Origin of the sequence: Algoriphagus locisalis, from assembly GCF_900116615.1 — a bacterium.
In the GTDB taxonomy this organism is placed as follows: Bacteria; Bacteroidota; Bacteroidia; order Cytophagales; family Cyclobacteriaceae; genus Algoriphagus; species Algoriphagus locisalis.
In genome coordinates this window covers 208,305-229,666 of record NZ_FPBF01000008.1, presented here as the reverse complement: position 1 = coordinate 229,666, position 21,362 = coordinate 208,305, and the positions used below count along the sequence as shown (strand labels likewise).

Genomic DNA, 21,362 nt, shown 5'->3' with positions numbered 1-21,362 from the left:
AGGTTTCTTGGTGTTATTCCGAACTGTCAAATCAAAATATTAATATTTCATTCCTAAAAATTTATAGCTGAGAATCTTTAAATTACTCTTGTTGGATTGAAATAATCTTATCGACTAAGTTTTGTTGGATTTTTTTGAGTTTAAATTTTAGGAATATGAAAAAGTTTTTGCCCCTATTTTGTGCCCTTCTTTTTTCTTACTCTTTTGCCTCCTCTCAGGAAATGGAGCTACTCTTTGATTCTGAAGAAATCCTGGAAGTCAGTATGAAGTTTTCCATTAAAAAACTCCGCACTGAAACCAATGATTCTACCCTGATGGATTCGTTCCTGATATTTAAAAACCCGGATGGGTCCAGCGATACCTTGGATGTGGGATTGAGAGTAAGGGGTAATTTCCGTAGGGAAAATTGCTTTTATCCCCCACTCAGAATGAGGCTTAAAAAGCAAGAGGGAAAGGGCAATCTTTTCGATGGGAGCAGAAACTTAAAAATTGTTTTTCCCTGTGCCACAAATAAAAATGCAGATTCATTTATAGTAAAAGAATACCTCTGCTATCAACTCTACGAGGAGGTGAGCCAATATACCTTCAAGACTCGGATGATTCGGATCAACTTTCAGAATGAAGACAATAAGAAGGGCGAAACAGAGCAGTTATTAGGCTTTTTGATCGAAGATGATGATAAAGTTGCCGAGCGTTTCGATGCGGAGGTTCTGGAAAATAAGAAAGTAGCAGGTACGTTTTTAGAGGATTCTGCAGCTGTCCGTCATGATTTGTTCCAATACATGATTGGCAATACAGACTGGTCTAGCTTGTACCAGCACAACATGAAAATCCTAAAACTGGACTCAAAGACAGCGGTTCCTCTGGCTTATGATTTTGACATGACCGGGATGGTCATGCCTCCTTATGCGCAGGTCAGTAATCTGGTCGATATCGAAAACGTAAGCGAGCGCTTGTATAGAGGGTACTGCAGAGATGAGGAGTTAATGAAAGCAATTAGTGCCGAGTTTTTGGGCAAGGAGCAAGTGCTTTTTGCAGAGATTCAGCAGCTTGCACATTTGGTGCCTGAGCAGGAAGTGAAGAATATGACAAATTACCTGGCAGGTTTTTTTGATATCCTGAAAAATGAAAGATTATTTGAGTTCAGTATTTTGACAGCCTGTAGAACTACCGAGTAGATTTATTAGTTGATCATACATTAGCCTATAGATCCGGTTGGATTAAACACTAGTTGCATAAGTAATCACCGATTTTAATGGTCTGGAAAAAAGAGAAAACAGAAGAACAACTGGCGAAAGAGCTGCAGAAGGAAATTGATACTGAACTAAAGAACTCCAAGTCTAAAAGCAGGGATTCGGCCAAAACGCATGGTGAAATCCTGAGGGATCAGATCATAGATGCACTTGAAGTCTATGATAAGCGGACCACCAGCCTATTCACAAGTTCGCTTACTGCCGGATTGGAGATTGGCTTTAGCTACTTGATGCTGTGTACACTCTACTTTTTCTTGATGGGAAAGATGGAAACTCACACCATCATCCGGATGATTTCTCTGGTTTATCCTTTGGGATTCATTATGGTGGTTTTGGGGCAAAGTATCCTGTTTACAGAGCAAACGGCCTTACTGACCCTGCCCGTTCTGAATAAGAAGAGGACAACCGTAAGTATGCTACGGCTTTGGGGTATTGTGATCGCAGGGAATATGGTGGGAGGATATATTATTTCTGCGATTCTACTTTGGCTGGGGCCACATCTGGAAATTTTCAATCATGAAGTAGTTGAAATAATTGCATTGCATACACTTCGTACAGACCTCCCGGTCATTTTCGTCAGTGCTATTTTAGCGGGATGGATGATGGGTTTGCTTTCCTGGCTGCTGGCATCTTCCCGAGATACGATCAGTAGAATAGTGATGATCTATATGGTTACCTCCGTGATGTCATTTGCGGGACTCCATCATAGCATTATTGGCAGCGTGGAGGTTTTTTCGGGAATGCTCAGTTCACCCGCCATCTCTCTGTGGGATTACCTGAGTTTCCAGAGCACCGCACTCATGGGCAATGCCTTTGGTGGGGCAATCTTTGTGGCATTGCTGAAGTACAGAGCGTTTGTCTTCAATATAGGCTCGAAGAACTGAGTTAAGGTAATTTAACTTAGCTAGTTAGTTTGGGTGAATTATATTGAGGGATGAAAAGATTTTTACTTCCCCTCGTTTTAGTGCTTTGCTATTTTTCCTGTAGCCAAAAGGATGATTCTAACGATATTGAATCCCATGACTATAGCCTTGAAATCATCGATTCTCTTCAGATAGATTACTTGGGTAACCTGAGAATATTAGATTACGAACCTGAAAGCAAAAGTTATTTGGCTAAAGGAAATCGTGATAAGGAATATATGATCTTAGATAGAGATGGGCTGACAAAATCAACGATTGAGTTTCCATCTGATGGGCCTTACGCAATGTATGGACTTATAAACCCAATTGGACTGAGAGATGGAAAGATAGAATTCCATATAATGAATCAGGGTTTTTATAGATACGACTTTAATGGAAATAGAATTTGGCAGTATAAGTTGCCGTTTGATTATTTCTATATCAATGGATTGTCTGGGGACGCAATTTACCCTTTGGGTGATGAGATTGCATTTATCCGCCCTGAATGTGCTGAGGTCGTTACAGACGAATCTTCGACAAGCATATTTGAAGGGATTTATGGTCAGCCAATTCTCCAAGTTTTCGATACGGTTTCGAATAGTAGTCGGGAGACCATGCCTTTTCCTCCCAATTCATTCTTTAGCAATGGGGCTTTCAATTATTGGATGTTTCCAACGGTAATCAGAACTGATACGGAATGGATTCTTTATTTCAGGAATGAAATGAAATTCTGGGTGTACAAGGAAGAAGATGGAGAAGTGAATTTTGACCAAGAGGTAGCCCTCGAAGTGAATGATGCTGTTCAGCCTATTGGCGTTCCGTTCGAACAAGAACAAGATTATAGTGAATTGACAAAGAATAATTTCCCAGGGACTATCCAGAAAATTTACAGATCAACCAACGGTACAATAGTAATTTACAACAAGGGAATTGCAGAGAGTTTGGCAAGCCAATATGATAGGGATGAATCTTCAGGGCGTTTAGAATTAGAAAAGTTGAAAAAGAACTATGTCGCTGTATTTGATGGAGAGTTTAACCTGCTTCAAAATAATATTCCCGTTCCCGAAGGGCTAATATTCACTAGGATTTTGACTGATGACGAAGAAATTCTAGCGCTCAAACATCCTGATTTTTTTGAAACAGAAGATGATTTTGTAACCTATTATAAATTGAAATTGCTTAATGAATAGATTATTGATTCTCCTTTTTGTACTGATTTCATGTTTTTCATGCAGTCAGAAAAATGAGGTTAGCTCAAGAACATCGGCTGACTTGCATCTTGAAATCGTCGATTCGATGAGGATAGATCACCTGGGTGAGTTATGGATTCAGGATTATGATTCTATTTCCAAGGAATATATTGGTCTAACTGGGGTTGATCAAGAGCTAGTGATATTTGATCAAAATGGCCAAGTGACTTCTAGTTTCGTGATTCCAATAGAAGGGCCAAATTCAATTCATGGCATTTTTTCGCTTTCCTTTAGAAATGGTGAAATACAGATTTTAGATTCAAGAAATGGATTTCATTTTCTCAACCGAAATGGGATTATTGAATCGAATCTACCTCTTCCCTACGCATACATATTTGTAAATAATAGAATTCATCCAGCATTTTATGAAGTTAATAGCAAGATAGCTTACCTCAGGCCAGAGAGATCCGATAGTTTAAAAGGAGGGTCAATGGGAGGACTAGTAAAATACATGTATGAATTACCCATTGTGGAGCTTTATGATAGCTTGTCTGGGAGTATTTCCCAAACTATGAAGTCCCCTAAAACCTCTATTTATGCAGATGGTAACTATTATTTCATCCCATTTCCAACTGTATCCAAGCAGGGTGATCTCTGGTTTTTATATTTTATGAACGAGCTAAAATATTTTGTTTATAAAGAGCAAGGAGCAGATATAGTATTGGAAAAGACTGTTGATTTAGAGGTGAATGATGCAATACTACCAGTAGGAGTTCCATTTTCAGCCGCGGAGAATTTTTCTTTAAGTGATCAAAGACCGGGTAGAATCCAGCATCTGTATAGATATAATAACAAGACTGTTGTTATTTATTCGAAAGGTATCTCCCCGGAGACAATTCTACTTCATCAGACTGATCAGACTGTTGAGTTAGAAAATGAGAGTTATGCAGCTGTGTTTGGTGAGAATAATGACTTGTTGAAGAATGATATTCCAGTGCCTGAGGGCTTGGTATTTAGTCGAGTGATTAATGAGAATGGAGAAATTCTTGCAATGAAAGACCAAGATCATTTTGGAGTGGAAGAAGATTTTGTGATCTATTACAAACTGAAACTTTTAAATTAAGCACATGAATATTTACTACCGTATTTTCAGCCTAGCTATTGTTTTACTCGCTTTGCAAAGCTGCGGATCAGAGCCAGACACTATCACTACACCCCAGAAATTGGTGTCTGACGGACAGCTCGTTTCAATGCAAATAGATAGTCAAACATCGAATGTAAGCGATGGTCTCGTCCCTTTTCAGGATGAAAATGGCAGCTGGTTATTCAAACTGAATATGATGAATAATGAGATTCAGCTGTATAATCTTGATTCAAAAACGCTGGAGAAAAAAATGATATTTAATGTAGAAGGTCCTGAAGGTGTACCCAATCTTTCGGGAATCTACGTTCAGAATATGGATAGTATTTTTCTATTTGGCTTCCCCTTAGCCAACATTCAGTTGACAGATACGAGTGGGGCAATTAAAGCTTCCATCAAATACGATGCGCCTGCTGGTCATAGTGTGCCATTTGTACACAATGCATACTTTACTGCTGATCCAGTTTGGATAGACAATCAATTGCTTGTGAAGACAAGGCCGGAAGTTGAGGTCTCCAAGGTGACTACTGAAGATCTTGCAGATAAGAAACTTACTTATTCTATCAACCTTAAAACAGGTGAAACTACCCTTTCAAAAATAGGTTATCCGGCGGATTATCTTTCAGAAGGAGTAAAGCAATTGGATTTTAGCATGGCTAGAGCGGGCGACAAACTAGTTTATTCCTTTATTTCAGATCATAAGCTCTATGTCTCAGATTTGCAAGGAAATCCAGCAGATACAGTCCTAGCTAAAAGCCAATACCTGACCGCTGGATTTGAAACCCTTACCGATGTAACAGACAGATCAGCAACCCAAAGGTTTCTCTATGCCTCAGACCGCTACGAGCGCCTATTATACGACAAGTTCCGAGGAGTTTTTTACCGCTTTGTATTTCCCAAAGTAGAAGTCGAAAGTGACGAAGATCTCAATCAGCTAAGACGGTTCCCCCGGAAGTTTGCAGTAATGATTTTGGATAAAGACTTGAATGTGCTTGGAGAAGCACTGATGCCTGAGAATACTTACTATCCAGGCAATTCCTTTGTGAGTAAGGAAGGTTTGAATATTTCAATCAACCATCCTGACAATCCTAAAAACGAAGAAGATCTGATGAGCTTTGAGGTGTTTAAGTTGGAAGAAGTGGAGTAATGTAGGATGTTTGGTGTCCGATGCCGGATGTTAGGTGCGTAATGTAGGGTGATTGATGCCCTATGCACGATGTAATCAGCTTAGGTACTTTGGGTCTGAAAAAGCTATAAGAATATAGAAAATGCTTAAAACTTAAATTGAGGCTACACCGGTCACCCGACACCCGTCATCCAACATTTACCTACTTCAACTTCACCAGCGGATAATTCAATCCATTCACCAGGTTTTTCACCAATACGTATTTATCCAGATTCTTAAATAGCTCCGTTAGGTTGCGGAAGCCATAGGATCTCGGGTCAAAACTGGGGTCTATCTTTCTCAGTGATGCCCCGATCTTGGCAATGTGGATTTCCTCTTCCTCATCTGATGAGATCTCAAAAGCCTTGTCAATAATGCTCAGATCGAGCTCTGCAGTTTCTTTTTCAGGCTGCTCTTTCTTGACTTCCTCATTTACCACCACATTTTTGCGGGTGGTGCTGACTTGGGATTTATCCGCTTTCTTAGCCGTTGCTTTTGGTTTTTCTGCCGGCAAAAGGTTTTCCGCATAGGTGAAAATCTCACAGGACTGCACAAAAGCTTTTGGGGTAATCCTGCGCCCGATTCCCATCACAAACATACCTTCTTCACGGATTCTTTTTGCCAAACCTGTGTAGTCAGAATCCGAGGAAACGATGCAAAAACCATCCACAGAACCGCTGTGAAGGATGTCCATCGCATCGATGATCATGGAGCTATCTGTGGAGTTCTTGCCGGTGGTGTAGGAGAATTTCTGGATGGGGCTGAAAGAATGCAGGTTGATCATCTCCTTCCAGCTGTTCATATGTGGCGTGGTCCAGTCTCCGTAGATTCTACGGATGGTGGCCTTGCCGTATTTGGAAACCTCTTCGAGAATTTCCTTAATTAATTTTGCTTGTGCATTGTCCCCGTCGATTAGTACGGCGATATTGAATTTGTTGTTTTCCATGTAAAAATAAAAGTTGTTGCCCTTAAGGTAGCAATTAGTACGCCGAGGTTGGGTTTTGAAAAGGAAAATTAAGGAATGGTACCATGCGCCACCGTGGTCTGCGTCCCACAGACCTGATGGTGAAGGGTACTCGATAGTTCGACACCCTTCGGGCCTGCCTGTTGCAGACAGGGTCGTCTGAAATCATTTGCTATTCATTCATCCATGGCTCTCTTTCCTTCCCGCTAGATTTATCCAAAGGGATAAATCTTACGCTCGGCCTTACCCATGGCTATTGAGAAATTCGATCCTTTCAGGATCATAAGTTGTGCAAAGGCCTATATTTCCAAAATATGACCACGAAGCGACAGTCCCGATGAGCGAAGCGATTTCGGGTTGGTCCAACTTTTCAGTAACCGCGGGTGAAAGCCGTGGATAGGAGACTTACTCGTGATAAATGCCTACCCTGAAGGGGTTGCACTGGATAAGAATTAAAATTCTAGAGGTCACAGACCACGGTGAGACAATGTTTTGTCTATCGTCAATTTCTATAATCCTTGCTCCATCTGGTTTTTCCGGTAGCCAGCAACACAATGCCGCCCCCAAAAAGCGCTCCGGTAATAAAGCCGGTGAGGTCATTTCTTGGTGCAAGAATGACCAGTATTCCTATAACTATCATTACCAATCCAATTATTCTTACTTTATTCATTTTGATAGGTTTTTTGATTTGTTTCTAGATACTTCCGAATATATATGAAAGGTCATCCTATGCAGACTAAAATCTTACATTAATTAGAGGAAATAGCTACTCACCCCTGCAACTTCTCCTTAAAAAAACCAATCGTCCTTTCCCAAGAAAGCGTTGCCGCAGCCTCATTATATCTAGGAGTGGTATTGTTGTGGAAACCGTGATTGGTATCCGGATAGATAAATGCCTGGTATTCTATTCCATTTTCTTTTAGCACTTCTTCATAGGCTGGCCAGCCGGCATTGACCCGCTCATCCAAGCCTGCGTATTGTAGCATCAGTGGCGCTTTGATCAGGGCTGCTTCTTCTGCGGAAGGCTGACCGCCATAGTAAGGAACTGCAGCACCGAGTTCTGGGAGACGTACCGCCATCATATTGGAAATCCATCCTCCGAAACAGAAACCTACCACGCCCACTTCTCCGGTGCAATCAGGGTGGTTTTTCAGGTATTCATAGGCCGCAATAAAGTCCTCCAGCATTTCATTTCTATCCCGCTGGCTTTGCATGGCACGACCTTCGTCGTCATTTCCCGGATATCCACCTAATGGCGTTAGGGCATCTGGTGCCAAAGAGATAAATCCAGCTACGGCAGTTCTTCTTCCCACATCCTCGATGTAAGGATTCAGGCCTCTGTTCTCGTGAACGACTACGACTCCAGGTACTTTTCCTGAAGTTCCTGTTGGAGTTGAAAGCAAACCTTTGATTTTGCCTCCGCCTTTCGGAGAATCGTACGTGATGTAATCCGAGGCCAGGCGGGGGTCATCGGATTTAATTGTGCGTGTATCTAGGTAATTTGGCATCATCGCACTCATAAGCGCGGCGACCGTTACGCCTCCGACAGCATAGACAGAGAGCTTTTCGATAAATTGTCTGCGCTCCAGTTTATTGTGCGCATAGGCATCGTACAGGTCGAAAACGCCTTGGTCTATGTCTTCTTTCTTTAATTCCTTCATGGTATTGGTGTTATGGGTTGTTGTATTCTTTGGTTATCCTAAATGATGTCAGCAGCATAATTTTCATTGTTTAAAGAGACCGATGACCGAAGACAGGTGACGGAAGTAGCCTCAATGCTTTATTCTAACAAATCCTAAGTTGCTTTTGTCTTTTTGCAACTAGTCAGGCAGAAAGACTTGTTTTGTAATTTAAGGAAATGAAATAAGCAATAGTACACGCTCGTGTAAATTTTGGGCGATGTTTAGATGCTATGCATTAGAATCAAGATATTAGACAGAGGAGAAACTTTACAACCTTGCCACCTCCAACCTCCCACCTCCAACCTCCCACTTCCCACCTCCCACTTCCCAACTTCCCCCTTCCAACTTCCTTTTATTCTTCCGAACTTGCACCGACAAATCATCGACTACACTCTTGGCCTCGAAAGTTCTCTTTATTACTCCGCCTTTTACCCAGCTGAATACGCCTTATCCTGCCACGGCTTATCTGAAAGGATACCTCAACCAAATCGGTGTGGCTTCCAATCAAGTGGATTTGGGAATAGAGGTGATCTTACAGCTTTTTTCAAAGTCTGGCTTGACGAGAATATTTCAGGAAATAGAAGCCCAGGAAGCGGACTTGTCGGATAATGCTGCCCGGATTGTACGATTGAAAGCCAATTACCTGCAGACGATAGATCCGGTGATTGCTTTTCTTCAGGATAGAAATCCTACACTAGCTTATAGAATTGCCGAAGGAGATTACCTACCAGAGGCAAGTCGCTTTGAGCAGTTGGATGATCTGGAATGGGCTTTTGGGACGCTGGGGATCCGTGACAAGGCCCGGTATTTTGCCACACTTTACCTGGAGGATATCGGAGATCTGATCTCAGAGCAGATTGATTCGCATTTTGGTTTCAGCCGATACGCTGAGCGTTTGGGCATGTCAGCCAATTCCTTTGATGAGATGCAGGAAGCATTGAATCAACCTTCTGGTTTGATCGATGAAATGCTCTGTGACTTGCTTGAGCAAAAAATCCAGCAGTACCAACCTACTTCTGTTGCCTTTTCTGTGCCTTTTCCCGGAAATCTATATGGTGCTTTCAAGTGCGGGCAATACCTTAAAGCGCATCATCCTGAACTAGTGCTTTGGATGGGTGGAGGTTATCCGAATACGGAATTACGTTCACTCAAAGAACCTCGGGTTTTTGACTACATGGATTTTATCGTGTTGGATGACGGAGAAGCGCCAATCAGGCTTTTGCTCGAGCATCTGGACGGGAAGATTCCGGTTTCTGAGTTGAAGCGAACTTTTACCAGAATCGATGGTCAAGTGACGTATTGCAATAGTAATCCTGCCAAAGACGTACCTCAGCGTGAAGTAGGGACGCCAGATTACGGTGATTTGCTGATCCGTGATTACTTATCCGTTATCGAAGTGGCAAATCCAATGCATAGACTTTGGTCGGATGGGCGCTGGAATAAGATGACTTTGGCACATGGCTGCTACTGGGGAAAATGCACTTTTTGCGATGTGTCGCTGGATTACATCGGAAGGTATGAGCCGATCACGGCGTCGATTTTATGTGATCGTATTGAAGAGATTATCGCTCAGACGGGTGAAAATGGGTTTCACTTTGTAGATGAAGCTGCGCCTCCGGCATTGATGCGGGATCTGGCAATTGAGATTCTTCGTAGGGAGCTTTCTGTGGTTTGGTGGACGAATATCCGCTTCGAAAGCAGTTTCACGGCTGATCTTTGTCGGCTTTTTAGGGCTTCTGGCTGTATCGCCGTTTCCGGAGGTTTGGAAGTGGCTTCAGATCGTTTGTTGGAGATGATCAAGAAAGGCGTCACGGTTTCCCAAGTCGCTCAGGTGACCAATCATTTTACCCAAGCGGGAATCATGGTGCATGCCTATCTGATGTATGGTTTTCCTACCCAGACAGCTCAGGAAACGATTGATTCTCTGGAGATGGTTCGGCAATTGATCCAGGCTGGAGTGATCCAATCAGGCTTCTGGCATAGATTTGCCATGACAGCGCACAGTCCGGTTGGGCTGGATCCCAAAGCTTTTGGAGCGGTGAATCTCATGCCGACTGCAGGTACTTTTGCCAATAATGACCTTCCGCACGAGGATCCTACGGGTGCGGATCATGAGCTTTTTGGCGAGGGGCTGCGCAAATCACTTTTCAATTACATGCATGGGGTCTGCTTCGACGTGCCGCTTCAGGATTGGTTTGATACAAAGGTTCCGAAGACAAGTATTCCGAAAAATTACATAGCCAACGAAATCAGGAATGAGCCTGCTCCTGAATATAAGGATAGAAACAGAATTCTCTGGATAGGAGCACAGCCTGAACTTCAGATTTTCGAAGAGGATGAGCTTTCGGAGTTGATTTTCTCAGGGAAAAAGGAAGACTTCGCCATGGAGCTTCCAATCGATTTGGGGATCTGGGTGGCGGAAATGCTCCAAATAGTCGGTTATAATCAAAAGCTGAATACCCTCAAACCAATCCGTGAAAGCTATGAGGAATCTTTCGGAGACTTTGAGGAAATGCTGGAATCAGAAGTTTGGGAGATTTTAAGGGAGCAGGGATTGCTGGTTTTTTGAAAAGCTGGGAGACCGGAGACGGAAGTGGCCTCAATCTTAGTTTTAACTACTCCTAGGTTGCTTTTTTCTCTAATGTCTCTGCCATTTTCCCGCAGAAAAGAACCGCGGATTTTCGCGGATTTTTAGCAGGATATTGATGCTGTAGTAGCACTACTTTCTCAAAATGGGAAATAGTTACTGTCTCAATGTGAGATTTTTTTACTCGGTAAATTCATGTGAGAATTGGTGCTTGGATATCTTGAAAAAGCAATGTCAAATTTTCCATTGAAATTTTAAGGATCAATACTTGTGGTTCAGATTTGGTAATTCCCCCTTTTTTAAAGGGGGCAAGGGGGATTTTCTCAAAAAAAGCTAAACGCAGAAGACTTGGCTCAATGGCATAGTGATAAATAAAAACAGCTATGGCACAACTTGTGAATTGTTGCCATAGCAATCATTATAACCACTAAACTTTCCCCAACATGAACAATCTTTTCAAAGGACTAATCGCAGGCTACGGAGCATATAAACTAGGTGGAGGTTGCCTAGGAACAGTCTTGGTTTTTGTAATAATCTTTATGCTCTTAGGTCAATGTAGTTAAGACGTGAAGCCTAAATTGCTTTCCCCATCTGAGGATCTGAAATGCTGTCTTTTCCGGTTTCCAGTCTTCCTGCATAAGTGATTTCCATCTTCGGATCTTCCTTGGCAGAAAGTGCAATTTGGTACCAGCCTTTGTGCTTCTTCGTGTCTATTTTGAAAGTTTTTTCTGCCCCGTCAACGAGCTTGATTTCGGTATTTAATTTCAGGTAAATAGGATCTTTTGCGAGCAAAGTTACTGTGGATCCAGAAGTGTTTTTGAATTTTAACTCAAGCTCGTCACTGACTTTCTTGTTTTTCAAAACTGGATTTGCACCAATTTCAATTTTAGAAGAAATAGGCGAGCCTTTGAATTCTCTGAAGAAACCATTTGGGCCATATACTCTCAGGTGATACAGACCATTTTCGAATTCTTCGATTGGCCATTCGTAGGTGATACTGTCTCCAGATTTTACTGCGAACGCCCAAGTTTTTACAGGTTCAAATTGGTTGCTTTCTTGATTCAAATAGTTGCCAGGTGCATACACATTGAATGCAGAGCCTAAAGCCTCTTGTTCGAATAAATCCTGAGAAGCAGTAAATGTGATGATGAATTTCTTTCCATCTGAGCTTACTTTTCCATCTGCATGAAGGTCGTATTTCAATGCATTCGAAGGCTTGGTGCCTTGTTCCTGAACTGCAAAAACCGAGGAATTTGCTTGGTTTGCAGCTTCTTTTCTGGCTTCTTCCTCTGTTAGTTTTATAAAATTGGTAGGGACGTTTTTAAACTTCGCGTTGTAAATCTGTTTGACAAATTCCTCCTGATTGACAGGGGCAGCATGCTTTATTTTCTCATCATTATATGGACGGAAAGCTGAAGTCAAATCCCCACTGACTGCTCTTCTCCAAGAACTGATATTTGTTTCTTCGATTTTCTTTCCGGTCTTTTTAGATAGGAAAGTTTCCAGAAACTGTATGGTAGAAGTAATATCACAAACTTCAGAATTCACCCATCCGCCACGCGACCAAGGAGAGGCAATGATCAGTGGAACTCTATAGCCCAAGCCAACTGGGCTGGTTCTTGCCTCATTTGGTTTGAAGCCATCTTTTAATTCTTCTTCTGCAGTCACAAATTCTCCTGCACTGGAAAGTCCTTCAGACATTTTTCCATTTGGCGTATGTGGATTTGGCGGTACGAAAGGAGGGACATGGTCAAAATATCCATCGTTCTCATCGTAATTGATGATGAAGATGGTCTTTTTCCAAACCTCTGGATCTTCAGTCAATATGTTCATGACTTCCGAAGCGTACCATGCTCCATACCAAGGTGCGCTTGGATGATCAGAGAATTTTTGCGGAGCGACAAGCCAAGTTACAGTAGGTAAAGTACCCTCTTTGACATCCTTTCTGAATTGGTGAAAAATATCTCCTTTTGGAATCAAAGTTTCACGGTCTTCTCCATTTTCCTGGTAAGCAAGGGTTTCAGTTTGATGATAATCTGGGTCTCCTGTATTGGTTTGGAAAGCCTTTCTATGAAGACTCTTTGCTTTGTCTGAGAGTTTTTCGAACTCTTCAGCATTCCATTTTTGTAGGTAAACTTCCAGATACGCTAAGCCATCTTCTTTCTCCTTCAATTCTTTTTGTAGCTCCTCTAAATTGGTCGGGTTGCTGGCCAGTTTTACTTTGACTTCCGTTATTTCAGCAGGTAGAGCCTTTTGTCTTTTCTGTAAGAACAAGTAATGCTCTGGGTGAAAACGTACTCCGAATTGTGAGAACCACTCCAGGTTATTGTCAGTGAAATTTGCCAAAAGCGATTCTGCTTCGCCTTCTAGTTCAGTCGTGAGACTGATTTCATTTTGATATACTTTCCATGAGATATCGTTTTCCTCCAGCAATTCCGGAAAAGTTCTCCAAGTCCCTTCTTTGCCGTAAGTCAGTTCGCCATTTCTGACTTTGGCTTTATCTCCTTCAGAACCATGCGTTTTTCCAGTCCAGAAATAGCTTCTATTTGTTGTCGTTCCAGTCAGGGCTGCGCAAAAGTGTTGATCACAAACGGTGAATGCATCTGCAAGTGCATAGTAGAAAGGCAAATCTTCACGACTATAGAAACCCATAGTCAGTGGGATATTATAGTGTTTTTTACCAGGTCTTTTAGCCTCTATCCAATTGTTATATTTTCCGTCATTTCTGGCATCAACTTGATTTTCCCAAGAGTGAGGCGTGCCGCCCATCCAGGTAGCATTTGTGTCCTTGATGTCAAAGCGAAAAGGGGCAAAGCGATTTCCTTCTTTATCAGGCTGAAGCCAAACTGGATTTTGGTCAGGAAGAGAAATAGCTCTGGGGTCATTGAATCCGCGCACACCTTTCATGGTGCCAAAACAGTGATCAAAAGATCTGTTTTCCTGCATCAGCATGACTACATGCTCTGCATCATAAAAAGTTGTTCCCGGAGCAGCTGGAATAGCCATCGCTCGTTGTACTGCCATCGGCATGGAGCTCCAGATGCTTGCTCCACCAGTGACTAAAGCTGCTTTCTTTAAAAATTCTCTTCTTGAATCGTTCATTATTAACTTGTATTAGGGAATAAGTATAGGCACTTTTTCCTTGAGGTTGAGGCTAGTCTATATTTCCTTTTTGTTACGATATTACAATTGATTACTAATCGAAACTCTACCAAAGACTTAGAGTGTGGGGAAGAATTATTATGTAATTTAAGTGTTTATAAAAGTTGTCAAAATGGAAGAATTTTTAGAACCCAAGAAAAGTAAGGTTGACAAAACCGAAAGAGCCCAACAGACTTTTTTCAGGGTGACTTTTATGAATAATTGCAACCTGCTCCAAATTGCGGACAACAAAGCCAATATCGTGATCAGTATCAATGCGCTGGTGATATCCTCAGTTGTGGCAATTATTGGTTATGGCACTATTTCCAATCAGATAGATTATCAGGGGACCATAACACTGGTTCCTATATTGATTTTACTTACCACTTGCCTTACTTCTACCATTTTGGCAGTTCAGGCAGCTAGGCCAAAAGTATTGGGAAGAAGAAATTATAAGGTAGAAGAAGTGAAGTCAAGTATGATGTTTTTTGGAGTTAGTTCTAATTTTTCGCTTTCGGAATACTTAGAGGAATTGGACCGTGTGTTGACTAATAAAAAGGATGTGCAGGAGCAAATGGCGATTTCGCTTTATTATCAAGGAAAAGTTTTGAATAGAAAATATACCCTTCTTGCTCACGCTTATACGGTGTTTATTATGGGTTTGGCGATAGGTGTAATTACCTTTTTTATCTACTTGATGGTCTTGTAGCCCAGAGGAAATTGGCAGAGAGGCTTATTTCATTTTGCTCATCAAAATAATCCCGGTGGACCAATTCATCTTGGTCATGTTAAAGTCCTTCTTGGCTTCTAAGGTTCTGATTAGATTTTGTGCTTTTTCGGCATGACCATCTGGCCAGTTTGGCTGAGGATTCATATCATCGATGACATAAATACCTCCGACTTTAAGTAAAGCAAGGACTTTATCCAATTCACTATACTTGCCTGGCCATGCATCAGCAAAAATCAAATCGAACTTTTCTCCTGTATAGTTATTTATCCATTCTGATCCATCCTGGCAAAGGATATTCACTCTGCTGTCAAGTTTGAAAAACTGACTCACTATCGCGGTCAGTTTAGGGTCGTTGTCTATGGAAATGATACTTCCGCAATCATCCATACCGTCAGCCATCCAGGAAAGTGAAAGGCCAATTCCAGTGCCTAATTCGAGGAAGTTGCCGCAGGGTTTACTTGCTACCAAGGTTTTCAAAAGTGATCCTACAAAGAGGTCGGATGGCATGGTGAAGCCTATTTCCTCACATTTAGCCTTGATTCTGGCATGAGCAGAAGGTTTGATTTTGATGTCTGATTCTTTCATAGTTTAAAAATTCAGATAGTTAATAAAATTGGTGATTCGAAAAAAGTAACGTAAAAATCTGCTTGCGCAGATTTCAAGTTAATAAGTATATTTTACAAATACCCTTTTCTGCAGGCTTTGTTCATCTGGATTCAGCATTGGTGGTGCGGGAGCAGCATCAGCGCTGGTACGCATCATTTCCATTTTTGCATATCCAAAGCTAATTGGCTGAGACTCCAGATTCACACGGTGTACACGGATAGATTTAATTCCTAAAGTCTGTGCAATTAGTTGGGCTCTGCTTTCAGCATTTCTCAAGGCAGCTGTCAGTAATTCATCTTCTAGAGATTTCTGAGTGGCCTCTGAAATTTGAAAGTGAAGGTTAAAGCTCATGTCTCCGGAATTTTGAATAGCCTCGACGATTTTCTGCAAGTCTTCATTCTTGCTGTTTGTGACTATTCTTAGTCCTTGGCGAGCCACATAGCCAGAATCACGTTGTGTTCCGCTTCTGTAAATTCGATTAACATCCACGGAGTAATTGTCTGCAATCAACTTATAATCCTTGATTTTAGCTTTTTTCAAGGCATCGGCGAGCAACTGAGTTTTTTTGTTTAGCACCCCGACTGCATCGTTAACTTTCATAGCCTTTTCTTCTAGATTAATCTGGAATGAAGCTTCATCTGGGGCTATTTTCTTTTCGCTAAAACCTTCCACTTCGATCAAAGGGACGGTCATGTTGTCCTGCGCAAAAACGGGTACTGCAAATAAAAGTGCAAATACGATAGTTAAATAATTTTTCATTTTTGTGTTTGGTTTAGTTCTGCTGATAGGTATTCAAAATCGAAGCCAGCTTTTAAAATAATTTTTTCTGTTAAGAGAAATTAAGAGTGCTGAGAGGAATGATCAATGGTCAAGTTTCTATTTTCAAATTTCAAATCGCATTTCCCAAATCAGAAATTCCTACTTCCATTCCAACACTTCCATGGTATTCAATTCAGGACCACCACCACGCTTTGCACTTCCTGCTGCTACATAGAGCTTGCCCTTGTAGTAAATGACGCCTGTGCCATGTCGGCCTTGTTTCAAATCCGGTAATCTTGACCAGGTGCCGGTTCTGGTATCCAACACTTCCACCTCAGCATGAGAGGCCTCTTGAACCGTACTTTCACCATTCATTACCAGTAAGTATTTTCCATTTGCTATGGAGGAAGTTCCTCCTCTTGGGGTAGGCAATCCTGCTTCTACAGTATTCCATTGGTTAGTTTTGAAATCAAAGAAATCTACTTCAGGAATCACCAAATCCAATACTTTTCCTATTTCTGCATGGGAAGTTCTGCCTCCAGCAGCATAGATTTTGTCTTCTACAAGTACTGCCCCGAAGTGATCACGTGGTCTCGGAGCATCTGGAAGGACAGTCCATTCTCCAGTTTTGGTATCATACTCATCAAACCAAGGCACAAAATCTGCATAATGACCGTCCACGATTCCGCAAACCATGTAGATTTTGTCTCCACGGGTTAGCACTCCCGCAGAACCTCTGCGTCTATTTTCTGGTATTTCAGCTCCTTCCCTCCAGGTATTTGTTTTGGGGTTGAAAATCAGAAAATGTGTCAATGGGGTTTCGTGCGGATAGCCACCCGTGAGAGCTCCGATCACATAGATTTCATTTTTGAAGGAAATGGCCTGAAAATGATGAAACTCTATTGGAGCCATGGCCAGTGTTTTCCAGGTATTAGTTTTTGGATCGTATTCTTCGATAGGCTTGATGCCTCTTCCGCCTAGGAGATAGAACTTGCCATTGTTTTCTACGAATGAGTTTTCATGGCGTGGAAGAGGGTAGTTAGTGGTTTCAACTTCGGTCCACTGATCAGAAGATTGGGAGAATCCAGTTATAGAAATCAGTAGGAGTACTAGACTGAAAAAGTATTTCATAGGGAATGGGTTTTGGTTTAATGAAGATAAAAATAAGGAATATTGAGTTGTTTTACTTTAGTTACTGATAGTATATGCTATCAATAGTTACTTGGTTAAGCTCCTTCCTGAGGAATTGGTAATTACTTCGAGGCCAGTACGTCCGGAGATTGACTAGTCGAAAAAATATCAATAATTAAAATACGGGTATCCTCTTCCAAATAGAGAATTTTGTAATTTCTGACAATAATTCTATAGTATTTTGGGTTGATTTCGTCCTTCTGATATTGTCTTGCAAATAGGATCTTTTTGGGGGCTTGAAGTAAATCCGATCTTACATTTTTTGCGCCTTGTAATGATTTGCCTTTATAGTATTCAAAAATGCTCTTTAGAGATTCCTTAGCTTGTTTTGACCAAATGATGCGTAGAGCTGGCATTACCAATTCTCAATTTCTTTTTCTAAATCCTCTTGAGACAGAAACTCTCCTGAACTAATTTGTTTCTCTGCCTTTTCTAACCGGAGATTATATTCTCGTTTGGTCAAAGGGGAGCCTCCTGAGGTGTATGCGACAATTAATTCCTCCTCGAGCAAATTATCGATCTTCTCCAGCAATGATTCTGTAGAGATGTGCATGATTTTTTGAATCACCTCAAGTTTGGCTGTTTTTAAATCCATTTTTTTGAGCTTTTGTACAAATTAACGATTTATCAGAATGAATGGGTTCATCTTCATTTGTTTTCTGTTTTGTCAATAAAAAAGTCGTCACCTGTATCTCTACAAATGGCGCTCCTTAAACCCGAGATCAAAAAACCGAAACCCGAAATCAACCTATTTTTCCAAGTCCAGAATATCGCGAATCTTATTGACTTCAGTCATTTCATCAGATAGTCCAGATCCATCACTTGCTGCAATCTTTTCGCGAAATGCAGACAGATTCGAAATGTAACCATCCAAAGCAGTCAAGATATTGTCTTTGTTTTCTGTCAATATCGGTGCCCACATTGCAGGGCTTGACTTCGCCAGACGGACAGTAGATGCAAATCCAGAACCTGCCATATCAAAGATGTTTTTCTCATCTTCCATTTTCTGCAAGACAGTTTTACCCAGCATAAAGGAAGAAATATGGGAAAGGTGAGATACAAATGCCAGGTGACGATCATGTTCCTCAGGATCCATAAATCTCAATTTAAGATTCAGCGCATCAAAAAGCTCGTAAGCCTTTTCCTTCAGACCAAGATCCGTCTGTTCCAGTTCACAGATAATCATCACCTTGCGATCTAGCAAATCCCCAAAAGCTGCTTTTGGTCCAGAATACTCAGTTCCTGCAATCGGGTGAGCAGCTAGGTATTGCTTTCTCTTAGGGTGTTCTGCTACCAAAGCACAAAGTTTAGCTTTCGTAGAACCTACATCAAAAACCAAGGTGTTTTCACCTACTTGATCTAGCGTTTTTAGCAAAAGGTCATTTAATGTGTCAGCAGGAGTTGCCAAGATTACGATATCAGTATCTGCATCTGGGGCATCTTTAGCTTCTTGGATGATTCCAAGGTTAATCGCGTCCTGGAGATTCTTCTCGTCAGCATCCGATCCTGATATCAAAATGTCAGGAAACTTTTTGGCTGCTGCCAAGCCGAATGAACCTCCCAGAAGTCCCAATCCGATAATATGTATTTTTTTCATAGCTAATTCTTAATTTTTTTTCCAGCTTCTTTAAAGGCATAATTAACAAATATGCTTATCTCTATTATTGAGGCATCTTCGGTCTCCTGTCTTCGGTCTTCCAGCCTATTAACCAAAGAAATTAAGGCCAATAGTGTACCCTTGGATAGTAATTACTTTATCCTGTTTATTGCTTCCAAGATCTTAAACTCGGGCATGCAAAGCGAAAAGCGAACATAGCCTTCGCCTTCCGAGCCAAAGATTTTTCCCGGAGTTATAAATATATTTTTCTCGTAAAGTAACTCGTCCACAAGCTGATCCGCTGACTTTCCATCCGACACTTTGCACCAGACAAAAAGCCCCGCTGCTTTGGTATCATAGGTAAGGTTAAGCTTATCGGCAAGTTTCCAAACCAATTTCCTACGACTTTGGTAGGTGCTTTCAATATCGGTAAACCAGCTTTCTCCTAAGTTCAGAGCAGCAATTGCACCCTTCTGAATGCCCAAAAACATCCCGGAATCCATGTTGCTTTTCACCTTCAATACTTTAGTAATCCAGTCCTCACGTCCCGCAAGCATCCCAACTCTCCAGCCGGGCATATTGAAAGCCTTACTGAGAGAGTTTAATTCCATGGCCACTTCTTTGGCTTCTGGAATTGACAAAATACTAATCGGTTCCTTGGTCAAAATATGACTGTATGGATTGTCATGGAGTAAAACGATCTCATGCTTTTTGGCAAATGCCACCAGCTCCTGCAAAATTGCTTTGTTGCCAGGTGCACCAGTAGGCATGTGTGGATAGTTAATCCACATAATTTTCACTTTGCTCAGATCACGATTTTCCAATTCTTCCAGATTCGGACGGCCACTTTTTTCTAAGTCAATGGAATAAAATATAGGCTTCGCTCCCAGCAAATTGGTGACTGAGGTATATGTTGGATAGCCAGGGTTTGGTACCAAAACCTCATCTCCAGGATTCAAGAAAGTCATGCTGAGATGCATAATTCCTTCCTTCGAACCCATCATTGGTAAGATTTCCTTATTTGGGTCCAGGTTTACACCGTATTCTTTTGAATAAAAATTCGCGATGGAAGCCCGAAGCTGTGGAATTCCCTGATAACTCTGGTATCCGTGAGACTGTGAGTTGTCCGCGGTGCTTTTCAGTGCATCAATTACAAGTTTGTCAGGAGCCATATCCGGGCTGCCTATAGCAAGACTTATGATTGGTTTTCCATCCGCAATCATCTGGTTTACCTCACGGAGCTTGGAGGAAAAGTAGTACTCTTCTACACTGTTTACTCGATCTGCAAAACCCTTCATCTATGTGTTCTTATTTTATTTATTCTGATTATCCGAAATGATGCCAGTGACCTCTTTTACTTTGCTTATCAGGCTGGAAGACCGAAGACGGGTGACCGAAGTACCAGCAAAGCTAGTGTTTAACCTAAATTAAGTCGCATTTTACCTTTTACTGGTGCAATTGCGGATATACATATTATTTTTTTCTGCTTTTCTATCTTAAAAGAGACTAAAGCATTCTAGGATTTGTTTAACACTGGCATTTGGGCTACTTCGGTCTTCCGTCTTCGGTCATCAAACCTAGTGAGCATAGGAATTATGGCTAATAGCATCATTGCGGCCAAACCTAATTGCACTTCCTACTTATGTATTCTCCAAAAATTTTCACCTCTCCAAAGCTAGTTCGAATTTCTTCAATTGTTTGCGAGAAGATAGCGTGATCTTCAAAAACCAAGTCGATGAAAAATGCATACTCCCAAGGTTTTTCTATTACCGGAATGGACTGGATTTTGCTCAGATCAATTCCATTTTCTGAAATTAAAGTGAGCAACTTCGCCAATCCGCCTTTTTGGTTTTGAATGGTAACTTTAATAGATGCTTTATTCGCCTCGGTAGCTGGTTTTACAGATTCTTTTTGAAGAATGATAAAACGGGTGAAATTACTTTTCACCGTCTGAATATCCGGAGCTAGAATCTCCATTCCATAAATATCCGCTGCAATGCTGGATGCGATTGCCGCCACACCTTTCCAGTTTCCAGCTGCTATATCGCGCGCCACTGAAGCAGTGTCTGTGTCTTCTTTGAGTTTGATGTGTGGGTGCTGCGCAAAAAAAGCCTTGCACTGCAAAAGCGCCATAGGATGGGAGCGAACTTCCGTAATATCTTGAATAGTCTGGCCTGGAAGAGCCATGAATTGATGGCCAATCGGCAGGTAATATTCATCGCGAATGCTCAAACCGTAGCGATCTATCAAATCATAGTTGGGCAGAATTGCTCCGGCAATGGAGTTCTCTATTGCCATCACAGCAAAGTCTGCATCGCCATTTGCCACAGCTCTCGCGACTGGCTCGAAAGTAGTGAAATCAAGAATTTCTATGTCCTCACCAAAATTCCGCAAGGCAACTTGATGGTGAAATGAACCAAGGACGCCTTGAATGGCTACATTAAGCTTGCTCAT

The 21,362-nt window shown here is 41.5% G+C and carries 19 protein-coding genes; 7 read left to right on the top strand and 12 right to left on the bottom strand.

Annotated features, from left to right (window positions below):
• The first annotated feature begins 155 nt into the window (after positions 1 to 155).
• The 5 genes from BM386_RS20200 (at position 156) to BM386_RS20180 (ending at position 5,633) form a co-directional block, all read left to right on the top strand.
• Positions 156 to 1,178 (top strand): hypothetical protein, encoded by a 1,023-nt coding sequence (locus BM386_RS20200; protein WP_091697516.1) that lies wholly within the window; start codon positions 156 to 158, stop codon positions 1,176 to 1,178.
• 77 nt (positions 1,179 to 1,255) lie between these two features.
• Positions 1,256 to 2,137, top strand: coding sequence for a formate/nitrite transporter family protein (locus BM386_RS20195; protein ID WP_091697514.1), 882 nt, complete (start codon positions 1,256 to 1,258; stop codon positions 2,135 to 2,137).
• A gap of 50 nt (positions 2,138 to 2,187) precedes the next feature.
• Positions 2,188 to 3,345: a hypothetical protein gene (locus BM386_RS20190; protein ID WP_091697512.1), complete on the top strand. Its 1,158-nt coding sequence runs from the start codon at positions 2,188 to 2,190 to the stop codon at positions 3,343 to 3,345.
• On the top strand, positions 3,338 to 4,468 hold the full coding sequence (locus BM386_RS20185) for a hypothetical protein (RefSeq protein WP_091697511.1): 1,131 nt from the start codon (positions 3,338 to 3,340) through the stop codon (positions 4,466 to 4,468). The genes BM386_RS20190 and BM386_RS20185 overlap by 8 nt, the downstream gene beginning before the upstream one ends.
• Positions 4,469 to 4,472: 4 nt before the next feature.
• Positions 4,473 to 5,633 (top strand): DUF4221 family protein, encoded by a 1,161-nt coding sequence (locus BM386_RS20180; RefSeq protein ID WP_091697509.1) that lies wholly within the window; start codon positions 4,473 to 4,475, stop codon positions 5,631 to 5,633.
• A gap of 181 nt (positions 5,634 to 5,814) precedes the next feature.
• Here the strand turns inward: BM386_RS20180 and BM386_RS20175 are convergent, their stop codons facing one another.
• The 3 genes from BM386_RS20175 to BM386_RS20170 all read right to left on the bottom strand — a co-directional run bounded on the left by BM386_RS20175 (position 5,815) and on the right by BM386_RS20170 (position 8,276).
• Complete coding sequence (locus tag BM386_RS20175; RefSeq protein WP_091697508.1) at positions 5,815 to 6,597, bottom strand: NYN domain-containing protein; 783 nt, start codon at positions 6,595 to 6,597, stop codon at positions 5,815 to 5,817.
• A gap of 520 nt (positions 6,598 to 7,117) precedes the next feature.
• The gene (locus tag BM386_RS23725; RefSeq protein WP_170857138.1) at positions 7,118 to 7,285 is read right to left on the bottom strand and encodes a hypothetical protein; all 168 of its coding nucleotides are present in this window, start codon (positions 7,283 to 7,285) and stop codon (positions 7,118 to 7,120) included.
• Positions 7,286 to 7,385: 100 nt separating this feature from the next.
• Positions 7,386 to 8,276, bottom strand: coding sequence for a dienelactone hydrolase family protein (locus tag BM386_RS20170; RefSeq protein WP_091697506.1), 891 nt, complete (start codon positions 8,274 to 8,276; stop codon positions 7,386 to 7,388).
• Between the two features lie 415 nt (positions 8,277 to 8,691).
• Here BM386_RS20170 and BM386_RS20165 point away from each other — a divergent pair, with 415 nt between their 5' ends.
• Positions 8,692 to 10,866, top strand: a complete 2,175-nt coding sequence (locus BM386_RS20165; RefSeq protein WP_091697504.1) for a B12-binding domain-containing radical SAM protein — start codon at positions 8,692 to 8,694, stop codon at positions 10,864 to 10,866.
• A gap of 591 nt (positions 10,867 to 11,457) precedes the next feature.
• Here BM386_RS20165 and BM386_RS20155 read toward each other — a convergent pair.
• Complete coding sequence (locus BM386_RS20155; protein ID WP_091697501.1) at positions 11,458 to 13,986, bottom strand: phosphocholine-specific phospholipase C; 2,529 nt, start codon at positions 13,984 to 13,986, stop codon at positions 11,458 to 11,460.
• Positions 13,987 to 14,158: 172 nt separating this feature from the next.
• On the opposite strand from BM386_RS20155, the gene BM386_RS20150 reads away from it, so the two are divergent.
• The gene (locus BM386_RS20150; protein ID WP_091697500.1) at positions 14,159 to 14,734 is read left to right on the top strand and encodes a Pycsar system effector family protein; all 576 of its coding nucleotides are present in this window, start codon (positions 14,159 to 14,161) and stop codon (positions 14,732 to 14,734) included.
• Between the two features lie 24 nt (positions 14,735 to 14,758).
• On the opposite strand, the gene BM386_RS20145 is transcribed toward BM386_RS20150, so the two are convergent.
• From BM386_RS20145 to BM386_RS20110, 8 genes are all read right to left on the bottom strand, one after another.
• Entirely contained in the window at positions 14,759 to 15,340 is a 582-nt protein-coding gene (locus tag BM386_RS20145) for an O-methyltransferase (RefSeq protein WP_091697498.1), read from the bottom strand.
• Between the two features lie 78 nt (positions 15,341 to 15,418).
• Positions 15,419 to 16,120 carry an SIMPL domain-containing protein gene (locus tag BM386_RS20140; protein WP_091697497.1) on the bottom strand — a complete coding sequence of 234 codons (702 nt, stop codon included), beginning with the start codon at positions 16,118 to 16,120 and terminating at the stop codon, positions 15,419 to 15,421.
• A 159-nt stretch (positions 16,121 to 16,279) separates the two neighbouring features.
• Positions 16,280 to 17,251: a Kelch repeat-containing protein gene (locus tag BM386_RS20135; protein ID WP_091697495.1), complete on the bottom strand. Its 972-nt coding sequence runs from the start codon at positions 17,249 to 17,251 to the stop codon at positions 16,280 to 16,282.
• 122 nt (positions 17,252 to 17,373) lie between these two features.
• Entirely contained in the window at positions 17,374 to 17,667 is a 294-nt protein-coding gene (locus BM386_RS24160) for a type II toxin-antitoxin system RelE/ParE family toxin (RefSeq protein WP_091697493.1), read from the bottom strand.
• Positions 17,667 to 17,906: a hypothetical protein gene (locus BM386_RS20125; protein WP_091697492.1), complete on the bottom strand. Its 240-nt coding sequence runs from the start codon at positions 17,904 to 17,906 to the stop codon at positions 17,667 to 17,669. The genes BM386_RS24160 and BM386_RS20125 overlap by 1 nt, the downstream gene beginning before the upstream one ends.
• Before the next feature lie 153 nt (positions 17,907 to 18,059).
• Complete coding sequence (locus tag BM386_RS20120; RefSeq protein WP_091697490.1) at positions 18,060 to 18,908, bottom strand: prephenate dehydrogenase; 849 nt, start codon at positions 18,906 to 18,908, stop codon at positions 18,060 to 18,062.
• A gap of 152 nt (positions 18,909 to 19,060) precedes the next feature.
• A complete protein-coding gene (locus BM386_RS20115) occupies positions 19,061 to 20,206 on the bottom strand; it encodes a pyridoxal phosphate-dependent aminotransferase (protein ID WP_091697488.1) in 1,146 nt (381 codons plus the stop codon).
• Between the two features lie 325 nt (positions 20,207 to 20,531).
• A complete protein-coding gene (locus BM386_RS20110) occupies positions 20,532 to 21,362 on the bottom strand; it encodes a prephenate dehydratase (protein WP_091697487.1) in 831 nt (276 codons plus the stop codon).

What these genes read in the sequence shown, in the direction of transcription:
- BM386_RS20200 (WP_091697516.1), top strand. Translation starts at nt 156, where the DNA reads ATGAAAAAGTTTTTGCCCCTATTTTGTGCCCTTCTTTTTTCTTACTCT.
- BM386_RS20195 (WP_091697514.1), top strand. Translation starts at nt 1,256, where the DNA reads ATGGTCTGGAAAAAAGAGAAAACAGAAGAACAACTGGCGAAAGAGCTG.
- BM386_RS20190 (WP_091697512.1), top strand. Translation starts at nt 2,188, where the DNA reads ATGAAAAGATTTTTACTTCCCCTCGTTTTAGTGCTTTGCTATTTTTCC.
- BM386_RS20185 (WP_091697511.1), top strand. Translation starts at nt 3,338, where the DNA reads ATGAATAGATTATTGATTCTCCTTTTTGTACTGATTTCATGTTTTTCA.
- BM386_RS20180 (WP_091697509.1), top strand. Translation starts at nt 4,473, where the DNA reads ATGAATATTTACTACCGTATTTTCAGCCTAGCTATTGTTTTACTCGCT.
- BM386_RS20175 (WP_091697508.1), bottom strand. Translation starts at nt 6,597, where the DNA reads ATGGAAAACAACAAATTCAATATCGCCGTACTAATCGACGGGGACAAT.
- BM386_RS23725 (WP_170857138.1), bottom strand. Translation starts at nt 7,285, where the DNA reads ATGAATAAAGTAAGAATAATTGGATTGGTAATGATAGTTATAGGAATA.
- BM386_RS20170 (WP_091697506.1), bottom strand. Translation starts at nt 8,276, where the DNA reads ATGAAGGAATTAAAGAAAGAAGACATAGACCAAGGCGTTTTCGACCTG.
- BM386_RS20155 (WP_091697501.1), bottom strand. Translation starts at nt 13,986, where the DNA reads ATGAACGATTCAAGAAGAGAATTTTTAAAGAAAGCAGCTTTAGTCACT.
- BM386_RS20150 (WP_091697500.1), top strand. Translation starts at nt 14,159, where the DNA reads ATGGAAGAATTTTTAGAACCCAAGAAAAGTAAGGTTGACAAAACCGAA.
- BM386_RS20145 (WP_091697498.1), bottom strand. Translation starts at nt 15,340, where the DNA reads ATGAAAGAATCAGACATCAAAATCAAACCTTCTGCTCATGCCAGAATC.
- BM386_RS20140 (WP_091697497.1), bottom strand. Translation starts at nt 16,120, where the DNA reads ATGAAAAATTATTTAACTATCGTATTTGCACTTTTATTTGCAGTACCC.
- BM386_RS20135 (WP_091697495.1), bottom strand. Translation starts at nt 17,251, where the DNA reads ATGAAATACTTTTTCAGTCTAGTACTCCTACTGATTTCTATAACTGGA.
- BM386_RS24160 (WP_091697493.1), bottom strand. Translation starts at nt 17,667, where the DNA reads ATGCCAGCTCTACGCATCATTTGGTCAAAACAAGCTAAGGAATCTCTA.
- BM386_RS20125 (WP_091697492.1), bottom strand. Translation starts at nt 17,906, where the DNA reads ATGGATTTAAAAACAGCCAAACTTGAGGTGATTCAAAAAATCATGCAC.
- BM386_RS20120 (WP_091697490.1), bottom strand. Translation starts at nt 18,908, where the DNA reads ATGAAAAAAATACATATTATCGGATTGGGACTTCTGGGAGGTTCATTC.
- BM386_RS20115 (WP_091697488.1), bottom strand. Translation starts at nt 20,206, where the DNA reads ATGAAGGGTTTTGCAGATCGAGTAAACAGTGTAGAAGAGTACTACTTT.
- BM386_RS20110 (WP_091697487.1), bottom strand. Translation starts at nt 21,362, where the DNA reads ATGAGCAAGCTTAATGTAGCCATTCAAGGCGTCCTTGGTTCATTTCAC.